This is a genomic window from Mycobacterium paraffinicum (genome assembly GCF_025822865.1).
GTDB lineage: Bacteria > Actinomycetota > Actinomycetes > Mycobacteriales > Mycobacteriaceae > Mycobacterium > Mycobacterium paraffinicum.
Genome location: NZ_JACKUR010000021.1, coordinates 551,791 through 569,423 on the forward strand (window position 1 = coordinate 551,791; position 17,633 = coordinate 569,423).

Here is a 17,633-nt window from a genome sequence, read left to right on the forward strand (position 1 = left end):
TTGGCAACGCATACCTTGCGCCACAGCACCAAAAGATGGCGGCCTACGGAGGCGGCTGCCCCGGCGCGGGGGGCGGCGGCGCCAGCAGCGGAATGGTGATCGGGGGCAGGCCCGGGATCTCCACCACCTGTGACCCGACGGGCGGCGGCCCGCCCTCGGGCGGCGGCGGAGGAGCCGGTGGGATGCCGTTGCTGACCTGGATGGTGATGATCGACCCCGGGATCGTTGCGCCGCTCGGCGTGGTTCCGACCACCTCGCCCTGTTTCGCGGTGCTGTTGACGAAGTTGTTCTGGTCGGCGACCTGGAAGCCCGCCTCCTTGAGTCGCGAGCGGGCCGCGTCGATGTCCAGGCCGGCGACGCTCGGCACCCGCGACCCGGGCGACCCGTCGACGTACCGGGGATCGGTGGGCGGCAACTGCACCGGTCCGAAATTGGTGGCGATCGGCTTCATCGCCGTGAACCAGGTGCGGGCCGGCTCATTACCGCCGTACAGGTCGCCCTCGCCGCAATGGCGCAGCGGCGACGAACACAGGTCCGTCGGCGTCGTGGAGTCGTCGTAGATGTAGTTGGCCGCCGCGTAGTGGTTGGTGAATCCCACGAAGCCGGAGGAGCGGTGCGCCTCGGTGGTGCCCGTTTTACCGGACATCGGCAGCGTCCAGCCCGCCGCGCCGGCGGAGCCGGAGGCCGTGCCGCCGCCCACCGCGTCCTTACTCATTGCGTTGGCCAGGGTGTTCGCCAGGCCTTCGGGAACCACCTGGTCGCAGGTCTCGGTGGTCACCGCGACCTCGTTGCCGTGCCGGTCGATCAGCTTGTCGATGGGGTTGGGCGGGCACCACGTGCCGCCGGAGGCCAGCGTGGCGGCGACGTTGGACAGCTCCAGCGCGTTCACCTCGATGGGGCCCAGGGTGAATGAGCCGATGTTCTGCCGTTTGACGAAGTCGGCCAGGCTCTCGTTGCTGTCGGGGTTGTAGTCGCGGGCGGTGCCGGGATCGGCGTAGGAGCGCAGGCCCAGCTTGATCGCCATGTCCACCGTGCGGGTCACCCCGACCTGCTGGATCAGCTTGGCGAACGCGGTGTTCGGCGAGGTGGCCAGCGCCTCGGTCACGTTCATCGACCCGCGGTAGTTGCCGGCGTTGACCACGCACCAGGTGTCCTTGGGACAGCCCTTGGCCCCGCCGCTACCCATGCCCTTGGCCTGGAATCGGCTCGGCACCTCGAGCGTGGCGTTTGTGCCCATGCCCATGTCCAGGGCGGCGGCCGTCGTGAAGATCTTGAAAACGGACCCCGCGCCGTCGCCGACAAGCGAGAACGGCTGCGGTCGCATGGTTTCGCCGGCGTCGAGGTTCAGGCCGTAGGTGCGGTTGCTGGCCATCGCCATCACCTTGTGCGACGTCTTGCCGGGCTGAATCACGCTCATCACGCTGGAGATGCCGGGCAGGGTCGGGCTGGCGAACTGGTCGATGGCGGCCTTGACCGGGATCTGCACGTCCGGGTCCAGCGTGGTGCGGATCAGGTAGCCGCCGCGGGCCACCTGTTCTTTGCTGATGCCGGCGCGGGACAGGTACTCCTGCACGTAGTCGCAGAAGAAGGCGCGATCGCCGGCCGCGATACAGCCCCGCGGTAACTCGTTGGGCTGCGGCAGCACACCCAGCGGGGTGGCCTTGGCGGCGCGTAGCGCGTCGGCTTCCTGAGGGATGTTCTCGATCATGGTGTCCAGCACCAGATTTCGCCGCGCCAGCGCGCCGTCGGGGTTGGTGTAAGGGTTCAGCGCGCTGGTCGACTGCACCATGCCCGCCAGCAGCGCCGCCTGTTGCCAGTTCAGGTCCGAGGCGTTGATGCCGAAGTAGGTCTGGGCCGCATCCTGCACGCCGAACGAACCGTTGCCGAACGACACCAGGTTCAGGTAGCGGGTCAGGATCTCGGGCTTGGTGAAGGTCTTGTCCAGCGTGAGCGCCATCCGGATCTCGCGCAGCTTGCGGGCCGGGGTGGTTTCCACGGCGGCGCGCTTTTCCGCGTCGGTCTTCGCCGTCACCAGCAACTGGTAGTTCTTGATGTACTGCTGCTCGATGGTCGAACCGCCACGGGTGTCGACGTCGCCGCGCGCGTAGCCGGCCAGCCCGGTCAGCGTGCCCTTCCAGTCCACCCCGTTGTGGTCGGCGAACCGCTTGTCCTCGATGGACACGATCGCCAGCTTCATGGTGTTGGCGATCTTGTCGCTGGGCACTTCGAAGCGGCGCTGGGAGTACAGCCAGGCGATGGTGTTGCCCTTCGCGTCGACCATCGTCGAGACCGCGGGCACCTCACCCTCGAGGAGCTGGGCCGAGCCGTTGGCGACGACTTCGGAGGCCCGGTTGGACACCAGTCCCAAACCACCCGCGAACGGAAACATCAGTGCCGTGGCGACGACGCCGGCCAGCAAGCAATACCCGGCGAGCTTCAAAATCGTGAGAAGGGCCGGGGGGCGGTCTGACATGGCTACTACAGTAGCGGCCCCCAGTCACGCCGCCACGCTGCGAGTTCACCGACTTTTTGCGCTGTCATTGACCAGCGCTTTACCGCCGCGAGTGCGATAAAATTTGCGCGTGCGTCAGTGAGGCGAGCCCCCGCGCACGTGTGCAAGATCACTTCGATCGCCTACCCTTTTGAGACGAGACGGGACGCCCGTCCCAAAAAAGGCGTTATCGGACTGTTGCGCAATTGGTGGCTGACCACCTAACTTAGACACACGGTGAGATTCAGGTAACACCGATGTACACAGTGTGGCGTAGATCGCAGGTGGGGATCTGCACCCCAGGAGGGCGGCCGTGAGAGCGGCCGGTAGGGAAGGGAACAGTTCGTGTCAGGAACACGGCCTGCGGCGCGTAGGACAAACATTGCGGCCGCACAAGGGGTACTCCGCAGCGTTGATGCCGAAGAACGGATCGCCTGGGTTTCCAAAGCACTGTGCCGGACCACGGACCCGGACGAACTCTTCGTTCGAGGGGCCGCCCAACGCAAGGCCGCCGTCATCTGCCGGCACTGCCCGGTCATGCAGGAGTGCGGGGCGGACGCGCTGGACAACAAAGTCGAGTTCGGCGTCTGGGGCGGCATGACCGAGCGTCAGCGCAGGGCCCTGCTCAAGCAGCACCCGGAAGTGGTGTCCTGGTCGGACTTCTTCGACAAGAGGAGAACCCGCAGCGTCGGCTGACCCGGCGGTTCGGCCGGGCTCCTAGTGCAGGGGCCCCTGGGCCGTGGCGCGGGCCGCGTCGTCGCCCGCCGACGTGATCTGATCGGCGAGCGCGCGCAACGCTTCGAGGTCCGAGACGTCGAACGGCAGCGAGGGAACGCCGATCACCGGCACGTGCGGGTTGGCACCGGTGAACCGCGACAGCAACCTGATCTCCCGCTTGGCGGTCTGCGCGCGGTCGGCGTGAATCCTCAGCACGGCCGCGGCCAGCGAGGCGGCCTCGGAATCGGGCTCGGCCGCCAACGTTTCGGTTCCGTCGATCGCCCGCTCGGCGGGCAACGAGCACAACGTCGGGTGGGTGCGGTTCAAGACCAGCCCGGCCAGGGGCATGCCTTCGGTGGACAGCCGGTCGACGAAGAAGGAGGCCTCGCGCAGCGCGTCGGGTTCGGCCGCCGACACCACCACGAACTGCGTGCCGCGCCTCTTCAGCAGCGAGTACGTCCGATCCGCCTTCTCCCGGAAACCGCCGAAGGTGGCGTCCAGCGATTGCACGAAAGCCGCCGCGTCGCTCAGCATCTGTGAGCCGAGCACGGTGGACATCGCCTTCATCGCCAAACCCATTGCGCCGGTGACCAATCGGCCTATGCCACGGCCGGGCGCGAGCAGCAGCCGCCACAGCCGGCTGTCCATGAAGCTGCCCAACCGTTTGGGCGCGTCGAGGAAGTCCAGCGCGTTGCGCGACGGCGGGGTGTCCACCACCACCAGGTCCCAACGATCCTCGGCCAGTAGCTGACCGAGCTTCTCCATCGCCATGTATTCCTGTGTGCCGGCGAGCGAGCTGGCGACCGTCTGATAGAACTGGTTGTCCAGAATCGCTTGCGCCCGGCCGTTTCCGGAGTACTGGACCACCATCTCGTCGAACGTGCGGCGCATGTCGAGCATCATCGCGTGCAACTCGCCGGAGACCTCGGACGCCAGCGGCACCCGCTGCGGGGTGTTGCCGAGGTCGTTGACCCCCAGCGCTTGAGCCAGCCGCTTGGCCGGGTCGATCGTCAAAACGCATACGTTGCGGCCGTATTCGGCCGCGCGTAACGCCATCGCGGCGGCGGTGGTGGTCTTGCCCACCCCGCCGGCGCCGCAGCACACCACCACTCGGTTGGTGGTGTCGGCCAAGATCGAGGCCATGTCAAGCCTATTCGGCGTGGTGCTCATCGAACCCCCTGCTGTGCAAGTGATTCCGAAAGCTCATAGAGGCTTCCGAGGTCGACGCCGTCAGAGATCGCCGGCAGTTCCAGCCGCGGCACCTGCAGCGCGTCGAGTTGCTGCGCGATCTCGGCCCGCGCGGCGATGACCGTCGCGTGCTCGATGGTCTCGGTCAGCAGTCCGGCGAATTCGGTGTCGTTCAGCTTGATCCCCGCCATGTCCAGCCCCGCCCGCACCGAGTCCGCGTCGACGTGCCCCTCGGCGGCCTTCGCCAGATCGGCGGGTTGCAGGTAAGACACGATGTTGCGATTCACGATCACGCTGCCGATCGGCAGCTCCATCTCGGCGAGCTCCTCGATGGCTTCCAGGGTTTCCTGCACCGGCAACGCCTCCAGCAGGGTGACCAGGTGGATGGCCGTCTGCTCGGAGTGCAGCAGCTTCACCACGCCCTCGCTCTGCGAGTGCACCGGCCCGCCCTTGGCCAGATCCGACACGGCCTTGGTGACGTCCAGGAAGCGGGCGATGCGTCCCGTGGGTGGCGCGTCGACGACGACCGCGTCGTAGACGGGCAACCGGTTCTTATCGACCCGCACCACCGATTCCTTGATCTTTCCCGTGAGCAGCACGTCGCGCAGGCCGGGCGCGATCGTCGTCGCGAACTCGATGGCGCCGATGCGCCGCATCGCCCGCCCGGCGATGCCGAGGTTGTAGAACATGTCCAGGTATTCCAGGAACGCGGCCTCGATGTCGATGGCCAGCGCGTTGACCTGACCGCCGCGTTCGGCGGTCGCGATCTTGACCTCCTGGTACGGCAGCGGCGGGACGTCGAAGAGTTGCGCAATACCTTGCCGCCCTTCGACTTCCACGAGAAGTACTTTGCGGCCTCCGGCCGCCAGGGTCAGTGCCAGCGCGGCCGCTATCGTCGACTTGCCCGTACCGCCTTTGCCGGTGACGAAATGCAGGCGGGCCTTTGAGAGCCGCGCCGGCCAGCCGACGGCGCTACCGCCGCTCGATGAGTTTGCCACCTTCGCATGCTAGCCCGACCGGCGTTCGGCCCCCGGGCAGGCCAGAGCCGTTCACATCCGACCGATAAGCTCGCGCCATGAGCCAACCGACCGCATGGGAATACGTCACCGTCCCGCTGCTCACACACGCCACCAAACAGATTCTCGACCAGTGGGGTGCCGACGGCTGGGAGTTGGTGTCCGTTCTGCCCGGGCCAACCGGTGAGCAACACGTCGCGTATCTGAAGCGTCCCAAGTAGATGACTGCCTCCGCCCGGCTTGCGGAACTCGGGGTCGCACTTCCGGAGGTGGTGGCGCCGCTGGCCGCCTATGTGCCCGCGGTGCGGACCGGCAACCTGGTGTACACCGCCGGTCAGCTGCCGCTGCAGGCGGGACAACTGGCCGGGACCGGCAAGGTCGGGGCGCAGGTCAGCTTGGAAGAAGGCAAGGCGATGGCACGAATCTGCGCGCTCAACGCCCTGGCGGCCGTCGATTCGCTGGTGGGCATCGACGCGGTGACCCGAGTGGTCAAGGTCGTCGGATTCGTCGCCTCCGCTGCGGGTTTCAACGGCCAGCCGAGCGTCGTCAACGGCGCTTCGGAACTGCTCGCCGAGGTGTTCGGCGAGGACGGCGCGCACGCGCGGTCGGCCGTCGGCGTTTCCGAGCTGCCGCTGGATGCGCCGGTCGAGGTGGAGCTGATCGTGGAGGTCGGCTCGCGACCGTGACCGACGCGCCGGAGTCGCCGAGTCATCCCGCATACGGCACGCTGCGGGCGGTCACCGACACTGCCTCGGTTCTGTTGGCCGACAACCCCGGGTTGATGACGCTCGAGGGCACCAACACCTGGGTGCTGCGCGGCAGGGGCAGCGACGAGTTGGTCGTGGTGGACCCCGGGCCCGACGACGACGATCACATCGCCCGGGTCGCCGAGCTGGGCCGTATCACCCTGGTGCTCATCAGCCACCGGCACGGCGATCACACCGACGGCATCGACAAGCTGGTCGAGCGGACCGGCGCGACGGTGCGGTCGGCGGGCAGTGGGTTTCTGCGCGGCCTCGGCGGTCACCTCACCGATGGTGAGGTCATCGATGCGGCCGGCCTCAAGATCCGGGTGATGGCCACCCCCGGACACACCGCCGACTCGTTCTCGTTCGTGCTCGACGACGCCGTCCTCACCGCCGACAGCGTGCTGGGCCGCGGCACGGCCGTCATTGATTCCGAAGACGGCAGCCTGGCCGACTATCTGGAATCGTTGCGGCGCTTGCGTGGCCTGGGGCGACGTACGGTGCTGCCCGGCCACGGGCCGGACCTGCCCGACCTGGAGGCCGTCGCGTCCGGCTACCTGGTGCACCGGCAGGAACGGCTGGAACAGGTGCGTGCCGCGTTGCGGGACATCGGCGACGACGCCACCGCGCGCCAAGTCGTCGAACACGTCTATGTAGACGTCGACGAGAAACTCTGGGACGCGGCCGAATGGTCCGTTCAGGCGCAGCTGGACTATTTGCAGCGCTGAACTTGCGCCGAAATCGACGCTATCGCGGAAAAGATCGAGTGAACGGTCGATAACGTCGAACTCGACGCAATTCGCGCGCTTACCTCGCTCGGCGGGCGAGCCTTTCGGAGTCCGAAATCAGCACACTCTTGCCTTCCAGCCGGATCCATCCGCGATGGGCGAAATCGGCCAGCGCCTTGTTCACCGTCTCCCGGGACGCCCCCACCAGCTGGGCGATCTCCTCCTGCGTCAGGTCGTGGGTGACCCGCATCGCGCCACCCTCCTGGGTGCCGAACCGCTGGGCGAGCTGCAGCAGCTGCTTGGCCACCCGGCCGGGCACGTCGGTGAAGATGAGGTCGGCCAGATTGTTGTTGGTGCGGCGCAGCCGGCGGGCCAGCACCCGCAGCAGCTGCTCGGCGATCTCGGGACGGTCGGCGATCCACGCCCGCAGCGCGTCGCGGTCCATCGACACGGCGCGCACCTCGGTGATGGTGGTGGCGCTGGAAGTCCGTGGGCCGGGGTCGAAAATAGACAACTCGCCGAACATGTCCGACGGGCCCATGATCGTCAGCAGGTTCTCCCGGCCATCCGGTGAGCGACGGCCGATCTTGACCTTCCCCGAGACGATGATGTACAGCCGATCACCCGGCTCGCCTTCGGCGAAGACCGTGTGCCCACGGGGAAAGTCGACGGGTTGCAGTTGCTTGGTCAGCGCGGCGACCGCGCCGGGCTCAACCCCTTGGAAGATTCCTGCCCTTGCCAGGATCTCGTCCACGTTGCCTCTTCAGCTTTCCAATGATTTGTGTACGGGCAGGTTAATCCCTTGCTCGCGTGATGAGTCTAGCGGTAGGACATTTTGTCCAACGTGCAACGCTACACACGATTGACGTGTCGAGTGGCCTTAAACTGCGGATTGATCTGCGGATGCGCTTGTATTCGCGTCGGCAATGTCAGCTCGGCATGGTCAATGAAGCTGGCGGCGAACGACGGCGCCGCATGCCGCGGTACGGACGTCAGCCCGGCCAGCGCGGCCTCGGAAAGTCCCCGGGCCTCGCGCCGGTGCAGAAATTCCAGCGCCTCCGGCATCCCCTCCCGGGCCAGGGTGTGCACGTCGACAAGTTCGGCGTACTCGAAAAGCTCGGTGACCGCGAGCATGGTGACGTCCTCGCGGGCGAGCCCCCGTTCGAGCCGCCCCAAGCCGAGCGCCGCCAGCATCAGCAACACCGGAACGCAGGCCACCAGCAACCACGACACAAGGAGAGTAAACATGGACTTCAATCAACACGTGGTCTCGGCGAGATCACGAAATCAGTACTCTGTCGTAGGTGACAGCGGCAAAGTCGTCCGGGCGCTCGAAGTCCACTTCGGTCCCACCGGGTGGCAACGGTGCGCGGCGCTGGTCTGAGGAGACGCGGGCGGGCTTGGTGCGGCGGGCCCGCCGGATGAATCGGGCGCTGGCGCAGGCGTTTCCGGACGCGCACTGCGAGCTGGACTTCACCACGCCGCTGGAGCTGACCGTCGCCACGATCCTTTCGGCGCAGAGCACGGACCAACGGGTGAACCTGACGACGCCGGCGTTGTTCAAGCGGTACCCCTCGGCGCTGGACTACGCGCAGGCGGACCGCGACGAACTGGAAACCCTGATCCGTCCGACGGGGTTCTTCCGCAACAAGGCGACCTCCCTCATCGGCCTCGGGCAGGCGTTGGTCGAACGGTTCGACGGCGAAGTGCCTTCCACCATGGAGGAACTGGTCACTTTGCCCGGCGTGGGCCGCAAGACCGCCAACGTCATCCTGGGCAACGCCTTTGGCGTCCCCGGCATCACGGTCGACACCCACTTCGCGCGGCTGCTGCACAGGTGGCGCTGGACCAGCGACAAGGACCCGGTGAAGATCGAGCGCGCGGCGGGCGAACTGATCGAACGCAGCGAGTGGACCATGTTGAGCCACCGCGTGATCTTCCACGGCCGCCGGGTGTGCCACGCGCGCAAGCCGGCCTGCGGTGTGTGCGTGGTGGCCAAGGACTGCCCCTCCTTCGGGCTCGGCCCCACCGAACCGCTGCTGGCCGCGCCCCTGGTGCGGGGCCCGGAAACCGAGCACTTGCTGGCCCTGGCCGGCCTGTAGGCGTCTACCACCTTGACGCGGACCACGCGCTGGACCATCGCGATCCTCGCGGTGGTGGCGGCGCTGGCGGTGGCCCTGGTCGCCCAGCTGCGCGACGAGTCCGCGCCCGCCCCGAAGCCCGGCACGGCCGCGAGCCCGCCCGATCGCGAACACCGCGACGCCGACACGGCCGCCGCGCTGGCGGGTCCGCGGCAACGGGCCGACCTGGCGCCGTGTCCGGCCGCCGGTGACGGCCCGGGCCCCCCGACGCTGCGCGGTGTCACGGCCGAGTGCGCCGCCGACGGTTCGGCCGTCGACGTCGCCCGCGCGCTGGCCGGGCGACGGGTGGTCCTCAACTTGTGGGCGTATTGGTGCGCGCCGTGTGCGGCCGAACTGCCCGCGATGGCCGAGTATCAACGGCGAGTCGGGTCCGACGTGATGGTGGTGACGGTGCATCAGGACGAGAACGAGACGGCCGCGTTGCTGCGGCTTTCCGAACTGGGCGTTCGGCTGCCGACCCTGCAGGACGGTCGCCGACGGGTCGCGGCTGCCCTGGGCGTGGTAAACGTGATGCCCGCGACTGTGGTTCTGCGACCGGACGGTAGCGTTGCCCAGATGCTGCCGCGGGCCTTCGACAGCGCCGACGAGATCGCGGCCGCGGTCGGAAATGACAAGGGATAAGCCGAAAATTGGACGGACTGGAGCGCCCCGTGAGTGTTGGGGGTACGCCCCCATCCGCGGGAGGTGGGAACCCCACCCGGGAGCGCGGGACGGTGGCGCTGAGCCCCGACGCCTCCCCGCCGTGGCTGAGGCCCCTGGTCGACAACGTCGAGCGGATGCCGGACGCGTACCGGCGCCGGCTGCCGGCCGACGTGCTGGCGATGATCACCGGCAAGGCCGCGTCGTCTTTGTCGGCGATGCGCGGCAGCGGTCGTGAAGCCGCGGTCTTGGTGCTGTTCTCGGGCCCGGAGTCCGCGCCGGCCGACGGCGGCGTCCCCGACGGCGCCGACCTCCTGGTCACCGTGCGCGCCTCGACCTTGCGCCACCACGCCGGCCAGGCGGCGTTTCCCGGCGGCGCCTCCGATCCCACCGATGACGGCCCGGTGGCCACCGCCTTGCGCGAAGCCCAGGAGGAAACCGGGATCGACGTGTCGCGGTTGCGTCCCTTGGTGACGATGGAGCGCACGTTCATTGCGCCGTCGCGGTTTCACGTCGTCCCGGTGCTGGCCTACTCGCCGGATCCCGGTCCGGTGGCCGTCGTCAACGAGGCCGAAACCGCGGTCGTGGCGCGAGTTCCGTTGCGCGCCTTCATCAACCCGGCCAACCGGCTGATGGTCTACCGGGGTGACCTCGGCCGCCGGTGGGCCGGACCGGCGTTTCTGCTGAACGAGATGCTGGTTTGGGGATTCACTGGCCAGGTGATCTGTGCGATGCTCGACGTCGCCGGCTGGGCCCAGCCCTGGGACACCACCGACGTCCGCGAGCTGGACGCGGCGATGGCGCTGGTCGGCGAGCAGGGCGGTCCCCCTCGATGAACATGAACTCGATGACCCCGTCACAGTGGCTTGACGTGGCCGTGCTGTCGGTCGCCTTCATCGCGGCCGTATCGGGCTGGCGTTCCGGCGCGGTGGGGTCGCTGTTCTCGTTCGTGGGTGTGTTGCTGGGCGCGATCGCGGGTGTGCTGCTGGCGCCCCACCTCGTCAGCCACATCGCCGCGCCACGGGCCAAGTTGTTCGCCGCCCTCTTCCTGATCCTGGCGCTGGTCGTCGTCGGCGAGGTCGCGGGAGTGGTGTTGGGACGGGCGGTTCGCGGCGCGATCCGCAGCCGGACCATCCGCACGGTCGACTCGTTCATCGGGGTGGGTGTCCAGCTTGTGGTGGTGTTGACCGCGGCGTGGTTGTTGGCGACGCCGCTGACCCAGTCCAAGGACCAGCCCGAGCTGGCCGCGGCGGTCCGCGGCTCGCGGGTGCTGGCCCAGGTCAACGAGGTCGCCCCGCCGTGGCTGAAGACGGTGCCCAAGCGGTTGTCGGCGCTGCTGAACACCTCCGGCCTGCCCGCGGTGCTGGAGCCGTTCAGCCGGACTCCGGTCATTCCGGTCGCCTCGCCCGACCCCGCGTTGGCGAACAATCCGGTGGTGCAGGCCACCGCGGCCAGCGTCGTCAAGGTTCGCAGCCTGGCGCCGAGCTGCCAGAAAGTGTTGGAGGGCAGCGGATTTGTGATCGCCCCCGACCGGGTGATGACCAACGCCCACGTGGTCGCCGGTTCCAACAGCGTGCAGATCTACGCCAGCGGCAGTCCCCTGGACGCCACCGTTGTTTCCTACGATCCGTCGGTCGACATCGCCATTCTTGCCGTCCCCAACCTGCCGCCGCAGCCGTTGGCATTCGCGTCGGCCGAGGCGAAAACGGGCACAAGCGTTGTGGTGCTGGGGTATCCGGGCGGCGGTAACTTCACCGCGACCCCGGCGCGCATCCGCGAGGTCATCAAACTCAGCGGACCCGACATCTACCGCGACCCCGCGCCGGTAACCCGCGACGTCTACACCATCAGAGCCAATGTGGAACAAGGCAATTCGGGTGGGCCGTTGATCGACCTCAGCGGTCAGGTGCTCGGCGTGGTGTTCGGCGCGGCCGTCGACGATCCCGACACCGGCTTCGTGTTGACGGCCGACGAGGTGGCCGGTCAGCTCGCCAAAATCGGTGCCACCCAGCAGGTGACCACCGGGGCCTGCGTCAGCTGACCACGTAGTCGATGAATTTCATCAAGTGTCTGTTGATTTCCTCAGGCACCTCTTCGTGGCTGAAATGCCCTGCGCCGTCGATTGATACGTAACGCCCCTGCGGGGCATAACGCCGCGTCCGGTTGACCGGGTCGGCCAGCACGTAGGGATCCGCGTCGCCGCGCAGGTGTAGCAGCGGCACGCTGAGTTGCCGGCACATCGATTTCATGAAGCGGCGGCCTTCGTCGCGCAGCTGACTGCGCACCGCCCAGCGCTGGTACTCCAGTGCGCAGTGCGCCGCCGACGGAATCTGGATGGCCATCCGCAGGTAACCAATGGATTCGGAAAAGTCTTCGGAGGCAATCCATTTAGGGCAGCTGCGGCTGCGGACCAGGCGCTCGATCTCCGACGCGTTGTCGCGGGTCAGCAGGCGCTCCGGCCAGATCGGCACTTGATAGCGCAGTAACGTCGGCAGCAGTGCATACCCCTGGTCGCGCCGGGTCAGCGTGGACCGGCGCAGCGCCGCCGGGTGCGGCGAGCTGATCAGCGCGATGGCCGACACCAATCGCGCATGCAGCAGCGCGGTGGCCCAGCAGGCCAGCCCGCCGTCGGCGTGACCGACCAGCGTCGCCGACGAGTGCCCCAGCGCCCGAATGAGGCCGGCCGTGTCGCCGGCCAGCGTCCAGCCGTCGTAGCCGCGGGGCGGCTTATCGCTGCCGCCATAGCCGCGCAGGTCGACCGCGACCACCCGCGCCCCGGTCAGTCCCCGCAATTGATGACGCCATGACCACCAGAACGAGCCGAAACCGTGCAGCAGCATCACCAGCGGCCGGGCTGTGGGTGGCGCGGTCGGGTCCGCGCCGGTGGGCAGTGCCTCGACGACGTGGAACCGGATGCCGTTGGCGTGAACGTCCAAATGGCGCCAGGGCCCGTCGATGCGGGTTACCGACGGATCCGGCGGGGCCATTTACCAACCCGATGGATCGGTTTCGGGCTTTTCGTGCCTGCCACGCTCGGCGAGCTGCTTGGGGGTGCCCTGCGCCTTGTCGTGGCCCGGGGTGAGCGCGGTGCGCGTCTCCTTGACCGATTCGATCGTCTCCCGCGGTCCCCGGATCCGGCGCACCTTGAGGAAGCCCAGCAGGGCCAGCAGCGCCCCGACCACCACCTGGACCGCGAACACGATCAGGAACGCCGCCCAGCGCCACAGCCAGGTGTCGAGCAGTTCGGCGACGAAGAAGAAGAAAAAGAACGTGGAGTAGAACAACACCACCAGCGCGGCGATGAAGAAGACGCTGCCGGTCAACCCTTTTTTGACGTCCCGGGTGATCTCCGCCCGGGCCAGTTCGACCTCGGCGCGCACCAGCGTGGAGACCTGGGTGGTGGCGTCCTTGATCAGGTCGCCGATCGAGGGGTCGGCGGGCCGGGCGTTCGGGTCGGTCAGGGGGATCGTGGTCAGGGTGCTGGGCACACCGTTCTTGCCATCGGGTTTGCTCACAGACGGTCCCCTCTTTCGTCACTGCCCGGCGCTGTCGTCGCGGTTCATGTTGCCATGCGGCGCCCTGCCGGACGAGGCCAGCCGAAGGCGGCGGCCGGCCCGGCGCCTGTCGGAGGTCGACCGGCGTCGTCGCGAGGGCGTTCAACCACATGCCCATGCGGACGGTTTCCAAACTTCTACGGCGTCAGCGAGCCGCCGGGCGGTGGGTTTCATCCGCTCAGATGCGCAACGGGCACAACGGGAGCGGTCGATGCGGGCCGGCGGCCGCGCTGGGCACGGCGAGCGGGATGCCCGGCCGACTAGACTGGTCAAGCCGGTCCGGGTCCGGCCTGTCGATGGGAGTGGTGCTGTGCAGACGGCGCACCGGTGCTTCGTGGCGGCAGTAGCGACGGCGCTCCTGGTCCTGGTGGGCTGTCCCGTTCGCGCCGCGGCCGCCGATGTCCGGATCCCGATTGGCGGCGGCGCCGGCATCGTCATCAACGGGGACACGATGTGCACCCTGACGACCATCGGGGGCGATGCCGCCGGTGAACTGATCGGTTTCACCTCGGCACACTGCGGCGGTCCGGGCGCGCAGGTCGCCGCCGAGGGCGCCGAGAACGCCGGCGTTCTGGGCACCATGGTGGCCGGCAACGACAACCTCGACTACGCCGTAATCAAGTTCGATCCCGCCAAGGTGACGCCGACGGCCAACTACAACGGCTTCGCGATCAATGGCCTCGGCCCGGATCCGGCCTTCGGTGAGATCGCCTGCAAGCAGGGCCGGACCACCGGAAACTCGTGCGGCGTCACCTGGGGGCCGGGCCAGGACCCGGGCACGATCGTCATGCAGGTCTGCGGCCAGCCGGGAGATTCCGGGGCGCCGGTGACCGTCAACAACCTGCTGGTCGGCATGATCCACGGGGCGTTCAGCGACAACCTGCCGACCTGCGTCATCAAGTACATTCCGCTGCACACGCCGGCGGTGGTCCAGTCGTTCAACGCGGTCCTGGCCGACATCAACGCCAAGCACCGGCCCGGTGCCGGGTTCACGCCGCTGCCGGCCTGAGCCGGGCTACTTCGAGCTCTGGATCGCGTCGAAAACGCCGGGGTCCAGCAGCGTCGACGTGTCGCCGAGCTCCCGCTTCTCGGCGACGTCACGCAGCAGCCTGCGCATGATCTTGCCGCTGCGGGTCTTGGGCAGTTCGGGCACCACATGAATCTCACGCGGCTTGGCGATGGGTGAGATCTCCCGGGCCACCTCGGCGCGCAACTCGTCGACGATTCCGTCGTGCAGCTCGTACTCGGCACACAAGACGACGAACGCGCAGACGGCCTGGCCCGTGGTCTCGTCGGCCTTCGCGACCACCGCGGCCTCGGCCACTCCGTGGTGGCCGACGAGCGCCGACTCCAATTCGGCGCTCGAGAGCCGGTGCCCTGACACGTTCATCACGTCGTCGATGCGGCCCACCACCCAGATGGCGCCGTCGCGGTCGTAATAGGCGCTGTCCCCGGCGAAATACCAGCCCTGCTCGGCGAACCGGGACCAGTAGGTCTCGACGTAGCGCTCCGGATCGCCCCAGATGCCGCGCAGCATGGACGGCCACGGCTGGTCCAGGACCAGGTACCCGGTGACGTGTTCGCCGTGATGGACCGTGGGCTTCAATCGGTCGCCGTGGTCGTCGACGATGCTGGCGGAAATGCCCGGCAAAGCCCTCATCGCCGAAGCCGGTTTTGCCGCGGCGACCCCGGGCAGGGGGGAGATCATCGCGGAGCCCGTTTCGGTCTGCCACCAGGTGTCCACGATCGGGAGGCGCTCGGCGCCGATCACCGTGCGGTACCAGCGCCAGGCCTCGGGGTTGATCGGCTCGCCCACCGTGCCGAGCAGCCGCAGGCTGGACAGGTCGTGTGCGTCGGGGATCTCGCGCCCCCACTTCATGAACGTCCGGATGAGCGTGGGTGCGGTGTAATAGATTGTCACGCCGTACTTTTCGATGATTTCGAAGTGCCGGTGCTGGGTCGGCGAGTCGGGCGTGCCCTCGTAGAGAACCTCGGTGACCCCGTTGGACAGCGGACCATAGACGCCGTAGGTGTGCCCGGTTACCCAGCCGATATCGGCGGTGCACCAGAAGACGTCACGTTCGGGCTTGATGTCGAAGATGTAGTAGTGCGTGTAGGAGGACTGAGTCAGATAGCCGCCGCTCGTGTGCACGATGCCCTTGGGCTTGCCGGTGGTGCCGGAGGTGTACAGCAGGAACAGCGGCTGCTCGGCATCGAAGGGCTCCGGGGTGTGTTCGGGCGACGCGGCGTCGACAACGTCGTGCCACCACAGGTCGCGGTCGTCGTTCCACGACACGTCGATCCCCGTGCGCCGCACCACCAGGACATGCTCGACGGGGCTGTCGGGATCGTCGACGGCCTCGTCGGCCGCGTCCTTCAGCGGTGCCGGCTTGCCGCGGCGGAACTGCCCGTCACTGGTGATCACCAACTTGGCCTGGGCATCGGCGATCCGGGCCCGCAGCGCCTTCGCGGTGAAACCGGCGAACACGACGCTGTGCATGATGCCGAGCCGGGCGCAGGCCAGCATCGCGATCACCGCCTCGGGAATCAGCGGCAGGTAGATCGCGACCCGATCACCGGCGACCAGGCCCAGGCCGGTCAGCGCGTTGGCCGCCTTGCACACCTGCGCCTGCAGGTCGGCGTAGGTCAGGCTGCGGCTGTCGCCGGGCTCGCCTTCCCAGTGGATGGCGACGCGGTCGCCATGGCCGGCCTCCACGTGGCGGTCCACGCAGTTGTAGGCGACGTTGAGCTTGCCGTCGGCGAACCACTTGGCGAAGGGGCGCTGCGACCAGTCGAGCACCTCGGTGAACGGCGTCGACCAGGAGAGCCGATTGGCCTGCTTGGCCCAGAAGCCCAGCCGGTCCTCGTCGGCCTCGCGGTACAGCTCCTCACCCGCGTTGGCCTGTTCGGCGAACGCCGGCGGCGGGGGATACGACGACGGGCCTACGGCGTCTGTGGCGGTCACTGGCTTCCTCCTGGTGTCGAGGCTCGTCAATCGTCAGAGAGCCTAGCCCCACAAGGTGAAAAGCGAAGCTGCAAATCAAAGGTCAAAGCCTTCCCCGTAGCGGATAATCACCGGTGTGCCCGGTCACGGGCGGCGCAACCGCCGACTAGCCCCCAGCTTCGCCGCGGCCGCAACGGGTTACGCGGCCACCGTCATGCTGGGGTCACCGGCGTGGGCCATGCCGACCGACACCGCCGACGCGCCGACCCCATGCTGGTCGGACCAGATCGCCGTCACCGCCTCGCCGACGCAGGCCGCGGTCGGCCACCGCGCGGCGACCCTGGTGTTCAGCCTCGCCGGGGGCGCGGAGCCCTGCACGCTGACGGGGTACCCCGGGGTGGACTCGGGCGCGGGCGGGCCGCTCATACACGCCCAGCCCACGCTGCGCGGCTACATGGGAGGCCTGCCGGGCGGCGCCGAGGTGCCGCCCACCGTCATCCTGTCCCTGTCCACCCAGGCGCAGGCGATCGTGGAGGGCATCGCCATCGACGCCAACGGCGAGCCCTGCCCCACCTATACCGAGCTGCTGGTCAACCCGCCGGACACGACCGTGGTGCTGACCGTGCCGGCCACCATCGACGCCTGCGCGTTGCAGGTGCACCCCGTCACGCCCGTCTGAGTCACGAGTCGGCCCTCGCCAGGCAGTAGACGCGCGCCGGGACGGGGTAGCCGATGCCCTTGGACCCTTGCGGGCATTGCGTCTTGTCGGTGCTCCCGTCGATGCGTTGCACGACTTTCACCTGCGTGGCTCCGGAATGCGGCGGACAGTCGTCGAGACGCATCGTCATGTCAGTGTCGGCGGCATCCAAGCTCGGTACCCGGTAGCACTGCCCTTCTTTGAGGTTGAAGGCGAAGCACAGGATCGAATCATCGTCCGTGAAACGGTCGTACACGGAGTGATCGCGTTTGCCGTCGGGGCACGTCGCCGAGGGGCCGCCTTTGAAGGCGAGCTCGTAGACAGCCGCGGGGTTGGCACAGTCGTTGTCCGGCCGGGACGCGAAATGCTCTGCCTTGAAAGTCGATTCATTCACGCACTCGCCCACCTGCATCGACGTATTACGGGACCGCTCAGCTTGGCTCGACGCAACGCGCGCAGCGTGGAAGAAGAGGTTCAGCCCGCCCAGCCCCAGCAGGACGATACCGATGGTGATCAGCGTGGTGGCCGACTTGCCCGCGGTCGGGCGGGGCGGCACCGCAGGCGGGTAACCCGGATAGGGCGGCGGAGCGGGATACGGGTACCCCATGGCCGGTGGTGGCGGCGGTGGATACGGATAGCGGGGGTGGTACGGGGGCGGGGACTGTCGACGCCTGCGCGAGCCCGCAGGCCAATGATCAGACACACCAATCCGGCTGCCGGAAGGCCGAAGGCGAAGATCAGTTCCCCCGCTAGCACACCCGGTCTCTCCGAA

The 17,633-nt window shown here is 68.1% G+C and carries 19 protein-coding genes; 10 read left to right on the top strand and 9 right to left on the bottom strand.

Annotated elements, in window-relative coordinates; translation table 11 throughout:
* Nucleotides 1–43: 43 nt before the first annotated feature.
* Complete coding sequence (ponA2, locus tag H7J89_RS11120) at nucleotides 44–2,473, bottom strand: transglycosylase/D,D-transpeptidase PonA2 (protein WP_264043394.1); 2,430 nt, start codon at nucleotides 2,471–2,473, stop codon at nucleotides 44–46.
* Nucleotides 2,474–2,836: 363 nt separating this feature from the next.
* On the opposite strand from ponA2, the gene H7J89_RS11125 reads away from it, so the two are divergent.
* Nucleotides 2,837–3,187, top strand: coding sequence for a WhiB family transcriptional regulator (locus tag H7J89_RS11125; protein WP_067943293.1), 351 nt, complete (start codon nucleotides 2,837–2,839; stop codon nucleotides 3,185–3,187).
* A 21-nt stretch (nucleotides 3,188–3,208) separates the two neighbouring features.
* On the opposite strand, the gene bagB is transcribed toward H7J89_RS11125, so the two are convergent.
* Nucleotides 3,209–4,378, bottom strand: coding sequence for an ATPase BagB (bagB, locus tag H7J89_RS11130; RefSeq protein WP_264043397.1), 1,170 nt, complete (start codon nucleotides 4,376–4,378; stop codon nucleotides 3,209–3,211).
* Nucleotides 4,375–5,394 carry an ATPase BagA gene (gene bagA, locus H7J89_RS11135; protein WP_264043399.1) on the bottom strand — a complete coding sequence of 340 codons (1,020 nt, stop codon included), beginning with the start codon at nucleotides 5,392–5,394 and terminating at the stop codon, nucleotides 4,375–4,377. Before bagA ends, bagB begins: the two co-directional genes overlap by 4 nt.
* A gap of 77 nt (nucleotides 5,395–5,471) precedes the next feature.
* Between bagA and sp36 the strand changes: the two genes are divergently transcribed.
* Genes sp36 through H7J89_RS11150 form a run of 3 tightly spaced genes read left to right on the top strand, consistent with a single transcriptional unit; the run spans nucleotide 5,472 to nucleotide 6,886 of the window.
* The gene (sp36, locus tag H7J89_RS11140; protein ID WP_007166633.1) at nucleotides 5,472–5,633 is read left to right on the top strand and encodes a Sp36 family protein; all 162 of its coding nucleotides are present in this window, start codon (nucleotides 5,472–5,474) and stop codon (nucleotides 5,631–5,633) included.
* On the top strand, nucleotides 5,634–6,098 hold the full coding sequence (locus tag H7J89_RS11145) for a RidA family protein (protein WP_264043401.1): 465 nt from the start codon (nucleotides 5,634–5,636) through the stop codon (nucleotides 6,096–6,098).
* Nucleotides 6,095–6,886, top strand: a complete 792-nt coding sequence (locus H7J89_RS11150) for an MBL fold metallo-hydrolase (RefSeq protein ID WP_264043403.1) — start codon at nucleotides 6,095–6,097, stop codon at nucleotides 6,884–6,886. Before H7J89_RS11145 ends, H7J89_RS11150 begins: the two co-directional genes overlap by 4 nt.
* Before the next feature lie 79 nt (nucleotides 6,887–6,965).
* On the opposite strand, the gene crp is transcribed toward H7J89_RS11150, so the two are convergent.
* Nucleotides 6,966–7,640, bottom strand: a complete 675-nt coding sequence (gene crp / locus H7J89_RS11155; protein WP_044508824.1) for a cAMP-activated global transcriptional regulator CRP — start codon at nucleotides 7,638–7,640, stop codon at nucleotides 6,966–6,968.
* A 98-nt stretch (nucleotides 7,641–7,738) separates the two neighbouring features.
* Complete coding sequence (locus H7J89_RS11160; protein WP_264043405.1) at nucleotides 7,739–8,134, bottom strand: hypothetical protein; 396 nt, start codon at nucleotides 8,132–8,134, stop codon at nucleotides 7,739–7,741.
* 173 nt (nucleotides 8,135–8,307) lie between these two features.
* Here H7J89_RS11160 and nth point away from each other — a divergent pair, with 173 nt between their 5' ends.
* From nth to marP, 4 genes are read left to right on the top strand one after another with little or no spacing between them, the layout of a single operon-like run.
* Entirely contained in the window at nucleotides 8,308–8,988 is a 681-nt protein-coding gene (nth, locus tag H7J89_RS11165) for an endonuclease III (protein ID WP_264043824.1), read from the top strand.
* Nucleotides 8,989–9,000: 12 nt separating this feature from the next.
* Complete coding sequence (locus H7J89_RS11170; RefSeq protein ID WP_264043407.1) at nucleotides 9,001–9,648, top strand: TlpA family protein disulfide reductase; 648 nt, start codon at nucleotides 9,001–9,003, stop codon at nucleotides 9,646–9,648.
* Nucleotides 9,649–9,677: 29 nt separating this feature from the next.
* The gene (locus tag H7J89_RS11175; RefSeq protein WP_264043409.1) at nucleotides 9,678–10,502 is read left to right on the top strand and encodes an NUDIX hydrolase; all 825 of its coding nucleotides are present in this window, start codon (nucleotides 9,678–9,680) and stop codon (nucleotides 10,500–10,502) included.
* Between the two features lie 11 nt (nucleotides 10,503–10,513).
* A complete protein-coding gene (marP, locus tag H7J89_RS11180; protein ID WP_264043411.1) occupies nucleotides 10,514–11,707 on the top strand; it encodes an acid resistance serine protease MarP in 1,194 nt (397 codons plus the stop codon).
* Here the strand turns inward: marP and H7J89_RS11185 are convergent.
* Together H7J89_RS11185 and H7J89_RS11190 are read right to left on the bottom strand one after the other, a co-directional pair.
* Nucleotides 11,700–12,653 (bottom strand): alpha/beta fold hydrolase, encoded by a 954-nt coding sequence (locus H7J89_RS11185; protein ID WP_264043413.1) that lies wholly within the window; start codon nucleotides 12,651–12,653, stop codon nucleotides 11,700–11,702. The genes marP and H7J89_RS11185 overlap by 8 nt on opposite strands.
* Nucleotides 12,654–13,181, bottom strand: coding sequence for a phage holin family protein (locus H7J89_RS11190; RefSeq protein WP_264043415.1), 528 nt, complete (start codon nucleotides 13,179–13,181; stop codon nucleotides 12,654–12,656).
* Between the two features lie 349 nt (nucleotides 13,182–13,530).
* On the opposite strand from H7J89_RS11190, the gene H7J89_RS11195 reads away from it, so the two are divergent.
* A complete protein-coding gene (locus tag H7J89_RS11195; protein ID WP_264043417.1) occupies nucleotides 13,531–14,229 on the top strand; it encodes a chymotrypsin family serine protease in 699 nt (232 codons plus the stop codon).
* 6 nt (nucleotides 14,230–14,235) lie between these two features.
* Here H7J89_RS11195 and acs read toward each other — a convergent pair whose 3' ends face one another.
* The gene (gene acs, locus H7J89_RS11200; RefSeq protein ID WP_264043419.1) at nucleotides 14,236–16,185 is read right to left on the bottom strand and encodes an acetate--CoA ligase; all 1,950 of its coding nucleotides are present in this window, start codon (nucleotides 16,183–16,185) and stop codon (nucleotides 14,236–14,238) included.
* Nucleotides 16,186–16,300: 115 nt separating this feature from the next.
* Between acs and H7J89_RS11205 the strand changes: the two genes are divergently transcribed.
* On the top strand, nucleotides 16,301–16,843 hold the full coding sequence (locus tag H7J89_RS11205) for a DUF4232 domain-containing protein (RefSeq protein WP_264043423.1): 543 nt from the start codon (nucleotides 16,301–16,303) through the stop codon (nucleotides 16,841–16,843).
* Nucleotide 16,844: 1 nt separating this feature from the next.
* Here the strand turns inward: H7J89_RS11205 and H7J89_RS11210 are convergent, their stop codons facing one another.
* Nucleotides 16,845–17,417, bottom strand: coding sequence for a hypothetical protein (locus tag H7J89_RS11210; RefSeq protein ID WP_264043425.1), 573 nt, complete (start codon nucleotides 17,415–17,417; stop codon nucleotides 16,845–16,847).
* Between the last annotated feature and the right edge of the window lie 216 nt (nucleotides 17,418–17,633).

Excerpts from the sequence above, each read along its gene's own strand:
- H7J89_RS11145 (WP_264043401.1), top strand. The coding sequence starts at position 5,634 with ATGACTGCCTCCGCCCGGCTTGCGGAACTCGGGGTCGCACTTCCGGAG.
- ponA2 (WP_264043394.1), bottom strand. The coding sequence starts at position 2,473 with ATGTCAGACCGCCCCCCGGCCCTTCTCACGATTTTGAAGCTCGCCGGG.
- H7J89_RS11185 (WP_264043413.1), bottom strand. The coding sequence starts at position 12,653 with ATGGCCCCGCCGGATCCGTCGGTAACCCGCATCGACGGGCCCTGGCGC.
- bagB (WP_264043397.1), bottom strand. The coding sequence starts at position 4,378 with ATGAGCACCACGCCGAATAGGCTTGACATGGCCTCGATCTTGGCCGAC.
- H7J89_RS11160 (WP_264043405.1), bottom strand. The coding sequence starts at position 8,134 with ATGTTTACTCTCCTTGTGTCGTGGTTGCTGGTGGCCTGCGTTCCGGTG.
- sp36 (WP_007166633.1), top strand. The coding sequence starts at position 5,472 with ATGAGCCAACCGACCGCATGGGAATACGTCACCGTCCCGCTGCTCACA.
- marP (WP_264043411.1), top strand. The coding sequence starts at position 10,514 with ATGACCCCGTCACAGTGGCTTGACGTGGCCGTGCTGTCGGTCGCCTTC.
- nth (WP_264043824.1), top strand. The coding sequence starts at position 8,308 with ATGAATCGGGCGCTGGCGCAGGCGTTTCCGGACGCGCACTGCGAGCTG.